This is a genomic window from Actinophytocola sp. (genome assembly GCF_036555685.1).
In the GTDB taxonomy this organism is placed as follows: Bacteria; Actinomycetota; Actinomycetes; order Mycobacteriales; family Pseudonocardiaceae; genus Actinophytocola.
The window spans coordinates 21,967-28,354 of sequence record NZ_DATBKY010000200.1 but is presented as its reverse complement, the minus strand read 5'-3'; the positions used below and the strand labels follow the sequence as shown (position 1 = coordinate 28,354).

Genomic DNA, 6,388 nt, shown 5'->3' with positions numbered 1-6,388 from the left:
GGCGCCGGACGCGTGTGCGTCCGGCGCCGCGGTGCTCCGATGGCCTATGTGGACGGACACGGTGTGCTCGCGGTTCGTCCGCATGGTGTCCGGCGAGGACACCCGTGTGCCGACCGAGCTCCGGCACCGGCCGTCGGCCGGCCGGTGCCGGAGGTGAGCGTCAGCCGCCGAGCTTGTCGTTGTAGTCGGCGATCTGCTTGTCGGCCCTGTCCTGCGCGTCGGTCAGCGCCTTCTTCGCGTCGGTGCCCTGGAGCACGGCCGCCTGCAGCGCGTTCTCCACGTTCTTGCGCACCTCGGGCATCTCGCCGACCGAGCAGCCCTGCGTGGCGTGCGTCAGCTTGGTGCCCTGCAGCTGCTTGATGGCGGTCGCGAACTGCGGCTTCTGGCTCACCCACTGCTTGTCCGCCGGGTCGTCGAGAGCGGCCTTGCTGATCGGGAAGTAGCCGGTCTTCGTGTGCCAGGTGACCTGGGATGACTTGCTGGACAGGAACTTCACGAGCTCCCAGGCCGCGCGCGCCTTGGCCGGGTCGTCCTTGTGCATGATCCACAGCGACGCGCCGCCGATGATCGGGCCGCCGTCGTCGTCCGCCTCGACCTTCGGGAAGTAGCCGGTGCCCACCGTGAACGGATTCTTCGACGAGGCCGCGCCCTCGGTGAACGAGCCGAGCGAACCGGTCGACTCGAGGCTCATCGCGACCGTGCCGGAGCTGAACGCGTTGTCCCCGTTGTCCGTGTTGCTGTCCAGCTTCATCGCCAGGCCCTGCTTGACCATGTCCTGCCACCACTGCACGAGCTTCACGTTGGTGTCGTTGGCCAACGTGACCTTGCTGGCCCGGCCGGTGCGGCCGTTGTCCTGGTCGCAGAGGGTCTCGTCGGCGACGGCGTTCCACTGCTCGACGAACCAGCCGTACAGCGACGCGCCGAAGCCGTACTGCACGGTCTCCCCCGGCGTCGCCTTGATCTTCTTGGCCGCCGCCATGATCTCCTCGAGGCTCGTCGGCGGCTTGTCCGGGTCGAGGCCGGCCTTGGTGAACGCCTCGCGGTTGATGTACATCAGCGGCATCGAGGTGTTGAACGGCATCGAGTACAGCTTGTCGTCGACCGTGTAGTACCCGGTGATGTTCGGCTGCAGGTCCGAGACATCGTGCTTGTCGACGTCGATGAACGACTGCATCGGCAGCGCCGTGTTGGAGTCGATCATGTAGCGAGTGCCGATGTCGTACATCTGCATCATGTCGGGGCGCTGGTTCTCCGACGCGTTCTTGTAGGACGCCAGCGCCTGGTCGTACTGGCCCTTGTAGTTCAGCGTGACCTTGATCTTGCCCTTGTGGTCGGTGTTGAACTGGTCGACGAGTGCCTGCAGCGTCTCCCCGTTCGTACCGCTCATCGCGTGCCAGAAGGTGACGTCGACCTCGCCCTTGCCGTCGAGCGCGTCGGCGCCGGGCGCGGCGGCGTCGTTGCCACCCGAGGAGTCGCCCGAACTCGCGGCGGACGAGCACGCCGTTGCGGTGACGGCCAGCGCGAGCATGACGGCCAGCGCGCCGGCCCGGCGACGCAGTGTTGTGCGCACGTTGTTCCTTTCCAGTCGTGACGGAGTCACTTCACGGCACCGGCCATGAAGCCACGGACGAGCCAGCGCTGGCCGAAGATCACCAGCAGCAGGGTGGGCACCAGCGTGATCGTCACGCCGGCGAGCACGAGTGCCTGCTGGGTCCCGTTGCCGTTGTTCTTCAACGCGAACACGGCCGTCTGCAGCGTGTTCATCGCGTTGTTCGACGAGGAGATGATCAGCGGCCAGAAGTACATGTTCCAGCCCTGCAGGAACGACCAGACCGCGAGAGCGGTGAGCGACGGCCGCGCCGCGGGGAGCACGATCGTGAACAGGAACCGCAGGTGTCCGCAACCGTCGATCAGCGCGGCCTGGTGCAGCTCCTCCGGGAACTGGCGGAACGCCTGCCGCATCAGGAAGACGCCGAAACCGTTGGCGAGGAAGGGAAGCACGAGGCTCCACTGGCTGTTCTCCACGCCCATGCTGCGGATGAACAGCGCGTTGGGCACCACGATCGCCTCGTAGGGCACCATGATCGTCGCCATGAACAGCCAGAAGATCGGCTGGCGCAGCGGCATCCGCACGAACACCAGCGCGTAGGCGGCCAGGCAGGACGTCACGAGGTGGCCCACCATGATCACGAAGCCGACGAACAAGGAGTTCGTGAACGCGGGGAGCAACGGCACGACGTTCTGCCGCCACGCGGCGACGTAGTTGTCGAAGGAGTACTCGCCGCGCAACAGCGCCGGCGGCTGGCGAACCAGCTGCCCCTCGGGCAGGAAGCCGCCGACGACGGTCATCAGCACGGGGAAGAGCAGCACGACGGCCATGAGCACGAGCCAGACGTAGGTCAGCGTGCTGGTGGCGGCGCGCGGTCGGTCCGTCCTGCGGCCGCGTCGCGCGGGTGGAGCCGGGGTGCGCTGCGGGGTCGCCGGCCGCGACGTCGTTGTCTGGCTCACCGGTAGTGCACCCGCCTCTCGATCACGCCGAACTGGATCGCGGCGAGCGCGATACCGATGATCAGCAGGACCAGCCCCTGCGCGCTGGCCAGGCCGTAGTCGTTGTTCCCGTACTCGAACGCGTTGTGGAAGATGGAGAACACGAGGGTCGTCGTCGCGCCGTTGGGCCCGCCGTCGGTCATCACCTGCACCTGACCGAGCGCCTGCAGCGCGGTGAGCGTGGTCGTGACGACGACGAAGAACACGCTCGGCGAGATCATCGGCAGCACGACGCCGAAGAAGTTGCGGAAGCCGGTCGCGCCGTCGATCCGCGCGGCCTCGAGGACCTCCACGTCGACGCTCGCGAGCCCGGCGCTGAGCACCAGCAGGTTGAAGCCGGCGACCACCCAGACCGTCGCCCACGCCACGGTGATCAGCGGCCACGGCGCCTCGGTCGTCCAGCCGGGGGCGTCCACACCGAGCAGCCGCAGCGTCCAGTTCACCGGCGACATCGACGGGTCGAGCATCAGCAGCCACACCACGCTCGCCGCGGACGCCGAGTAGGCGAACGGCAGCGTGAACAGCGTGCGGAACAGCCGCATGCCGGGCAGCCGCTGGCTGAGCGGCACGGCCAGCGCCATCGGCAGGACCAGCCCGACGACCACGACGAACAGCGTGAACAGCAGCGTGTGCAGCAGCACCGTGCCGAACTCGGGCGTGAACAGCGCGGCGAAGTTCTCGCCCCCGACCGACCGCGAGGGGTTGCCGTTGATGTCGGTGCCTCGGGTGGACAGGAAGATCGCCTGGAACAGCGGGAAGATCACGAACGTGCCCAGCCCGGCCAGTGCCGGCACGCAGAAGAGCACCCCGAGCACGACCTCACGCGGCGACAGCCGGCGCTTCCGCCGCGGCCGGGATGCGGACAAATCCTCCGTTGGAGATTTTTCCACCGCATCCGTCTTGACCATGGCGGCATCTTGCCATCAGAAGATCACCGAACGGCAACATGGCGCGTACCTCGTGGCCGCCCCCGGTACACCGACCGCCGGCGCCGGTACGTTGAAGAGCATGGGGAGTCCCGGGTGCGCGAGGGACCGGCTGGCCGCCGGCTCCGGCATCACCGAGAGCCTGCTCGGCATGGCCGGGGACATCCGGCGACGATGACCGCACCGACCCGCGTGGTGGCCGCGCGGCTGCCGCATTCGCCCGGCGTGTACCGGTTCCGCGAGGCTCGCGGCCGGGTCCTCTACCTCGGCCGCGCCACCGACCTGCGCCGGCGGGTGTGCTCGTACTGGGGCCAGCTCGGCGACCGGGCACATCTGGCCGCCATGGTGCGGCGCATCGCCCGGGTGGAGGCCGTCGTCTGCGAGTCCGGCCACGAGTCGGCGTGGCTGGAGCGGAACCTGCTGGAACGCAGCCTGCCGCGCTGGAACCGCACGCCGGGGGGCCAGGAGGTGCCGTGGTACCTGCGCCTCGATCCGCGGCCGAGGTCGGCCGGTCTCACCGCGTCGCACACGATCGAGCCGGCTGCCGGGGTACGCGACTTCGGTCCTTACCTCGGCGGGGCCAGGCTCCGGCTGGCGGTGTCCGGGTTGCTGCGGGTGCTGCCGCTGGGATACACGGCCGACAACCTCGACGGCGCCGCGCGGAGCATGGCCCGGGTCAGAGGCGTGGGTCCCGCCGACCGCGCCCGGTTCGCGAACCGGATCGCCGCGGTGCTGGACCGCGACGTCGCGGCCGTCGCGTCGCTTCGGGGACAGCTCGAGTGCCGCAGGGAGGACGCCGTTCGGGAGCTGGCTTTCGAGCGGGCCGCGCGGGTACACGCGGAGAGCCTCGCCATCGAGTGGCTGGTCGCCCCGCAGAAGGTGACGACGATCGAGCCCGTGGACCTGGACCTGCACGGCTGGGCGGACGGCCTGCTGGTGCGCTTCGAGGTCCGTGCCGGCCGGCTGAACGGGTGGCGCCAGCGCGACTGCGCCGATGCCACGGCGCGGTCGAGGGTGGCGGCGACTCCGACGTCGTGGGTGGCGTTCGTCCAGCGCAACGCCGAGCTCGCCGCCCAGCTGTCCGGATAGGACCGGCGGTGCTCCTCAGCCGTCCCTGGCGAAGGCCCGGGTGAGGATCGCGAACCCGATGCCGGCGACCGCGACCACGATGCCGACCACCAGCCAGCCGGACAGGGCCAGCGCCACGCCGGTCGCCGCGAACAGGACGGACTCCACGATGAACCGACCGGGCTCGGGCAGCCGGCGCGGCGCCCGGGGACCGATGAACACGGCCCACACGACCGCCGCGACCAGGGGCAGCAGGATCGCGTTGACGATGCTGAACAGCAGGCCGTCGCCGAGGCGTGCGCCGGCCACGGCCAAGCCGGCCAGCAGCGCCAGCTCGGTCAGGAACCGGATGGTCAGCACGACCCCGGCGAACCCGCGCAGCTGTGGCGCGCGTTCGGATGTCACCGGCTGAGCTTATGGCGTGGCACCCGGGCGGACGAGCCCGGCCGCGCGTGCCGGCGGTTCGTCACCGGGCCGCGACCCGTTCGCGCGGACCGTCCAGGCCCGCCGGCCGGCCGGCGGCGACCGCGGCTACCGCGGCCACGGCCTGGTCGACCTCGTCGGGGGTGTTGTAGAGGTAGAAGCTGAGGCGGCAGCTGGCCGGTGGGGTGAGGCCGAGGGCGTGGTGCGCGAGCGTCGCGCAGTGGCAGCCCGCCCGTGACTCGATCCCGGCCCGGTTGAGCGCTTCGGCCACGCCCACGGGGTCGCGGCCGGCGAGGTTGAACGCGACCAGGGAGGTGCGCCGCGCGGGGTCGCGGGGTCCGTAGATCGTGATGCCGTCGATGGCGCCGAGCCCGTCCAGCGCTCTGCCGGTCAGCTGCCGGTTCCAGGTGGACACGCGATTCATGCCGGCGCGGACGGTGGACCGTTCGATCGGTTCGGCCGTGCCGAAGTAGGCCGGGCGGTCCGGCGACAGCGCCAGGTCCAGCAGCAGGCGCAGCGCCTGCGCGGAGACGACCGCGCCGAGGATGTTGGGGGTCCCGGCGGCGTACTTCCAGGGCAGGCGGTTGTAGTCGACCCGGTCGGGAAACACGCGCCCTTCGGCGATCATGTCGCCGCCGTAGAGGAACGGCAGCGCGGCCGCGAGCAGGTGCGGCTTGCCATACAGCACGCCGACCCCGAACGGGGCGAGCATCTTGTGGAACGAGAACGCCAGGTAGTCGACGTCGAGGGCGCGCACGTCGACGAACGACCCCGGCACCAGCTGCGCGGCATCGACGAGCAGGTACGAGCGCCGCTCGCCGGTCGGCTGGAGGTACCCGCTCGCGTCGGCCAGCGCGCGGACGGCGCGCAGCGGGGTCCTGGTGCCGAGGAAGTTCGAGGCGCCGGTGCAGCAGACCAGCTTGGTGCGCGCGTCGATCAGCGACGCCAGGTGGTCGAGGTCGAGCTCGCCGGTGTGCGGGTCGAACCGCGCCAGGCGGTAGTCCACCCGCCGCCCCAGCCGGGGCAGTATCTCCCGGCACATCGCGTACCACGGGACGTAGTTGGAGTTGTGCTCCATCGTCGTCGTCACGACGTTGTCGCCCTCGCGGAACTCGGTGAGCAGCGAGTACATCACCGCGTTGATCGCCTCGGTCGTGTTGCGGTACAGCGCGATGCCGTCCCGGCCGGACGCGCCGACGAAGCGGGCGATCGTGTCGTAGGACTCCTCGAACAGGGCGGTCATCTCCTGCGAGGCGCTGGACTGCCCGCGGTGGACGTTCTCGTACCCCGGCGCGAGCGACTGGTACAGCGCCACCAGCTCGCGCGGCGGCTGGGTGCTCGCCGCGTTGTTGGTGGCGATCCGGCCGAGCGTCGGGAACGCGAAGTGCCGGCGCACAGCCTGGACATCGACCGGATCGCGCATC

General features: G+C 70.2%; 6 protein-coding genes. 1 reads left to right on the top strand and 5 read right to left on the bottom strand.

Translation table 11 applies throughout. The features are described 5' to 3' along the window. Positions 1-160: 160 nt before the first annotated feature. Genes VH969_RS19000 through VH969_RS18990 form a run of 3 tightly spaced genes read right to left on the bottom strand, consistent with a single transcriptional unit; the run spans position 161 to position 3,413 of the window. On the bottom strand, positions 161-1,570 hold the full coding sequence (locus VH969_RS19000; protein WP_331976011.1) for an ABC transporter substrate-binding protein: 1,410 nt from the start codon (positions 1,568-1,570) through the stop codon (positions 161-163). 26 nt (positions 1,571-1,596) lie between these two features. Beyond that, on the bottom strand, positions 1,597-2,508 hold the full coding sequence (locus VH969_RS18995; protein ID WP_331976009.1) for a carbohydrate ABC transporter permease: 912 nt from the start codon (positions 2,506-2,508) through the stop codon (positions 1,597-1,599). Further along, on the bottom strand, positions 2,505-3,413 hold the full coding sequence (locus tag VH969_RS18990; protein WP_331976007.1) for a carbohydrate ABC transporter permease: 909 nt from the start codon (positions 3,411-3,413) through the stop codon (positions 2,505-2,507). The genes VH969_RS18995 and VH969_RS18990 overlap by 4 nt, the downstream gene beginning before the upstream one ends. Positions 3,414-3,647: 234 nt before the next feature. Here VH969_RS18990 and VH969_RS18985 point away from each other — a divergent pair, with 234 nt between their 5' ends. Next, positions 3,648-4,562 carry a hypothetical protein gene (locus tag VH969_RS18985; RefSeq protein ID WP_331976005.1) on the top strand — a complete coding sequence of 305 codons (915 nt, stop codon included), beginning with the start codon at positions 3,648-3,650 and terminating at the stop codon, positions 4,560-4,562. A 15-nt stretch (positions 4,563-4,577) separates the two neighbouring features. Here the strand turns inward: VH969_RS18985 and VH969_RS18980 are convergent, their stop codons facing one another. Continuing rightward, positions 4,578-4,946 carry a YrdB family protein gene (locus tag VH969_RS18980; protein ID WP_331976003.1) on the bottom strand — a complete coding sequence of 123 codons (369 nt, stop codon included), beginning with the start codon at positions 4,944-4,946 and terminating at the stop codon, positions 4,578-4,580. Between the two features lie 61 nt (positions 4,947-5,007). Continuing rightward, entirely contained in the window at positions 5,008-6,387 is a 1,380-nt protein-coding gene (locus tag VH969_RS18975) for an aminotransferase class V-fold PLP-dependent enzyme (RefSeq protein ID WP_331976001.1), read from the bottom strand. Position 6,388: the final 1 nt, after the last annotated feature.

Excerpts from the sequence above, each read along its gene's own strand:
- VH969_RS18985 (WP_331976005.1), top strand. The coding sequence starts at position 3,648 with ATGACCGCACCGACCCGCGTGGTGGCCGCGCGGCTGCCGCATTCGCCC.
- VH969_RS18975 (WP_331976001.1), bottom strand. The coding sequence starts at position 6,387 with ATGCGCGATCCGGTCGATGTCCAGGCTGTGCGCCGGCACTTCGCGTTC.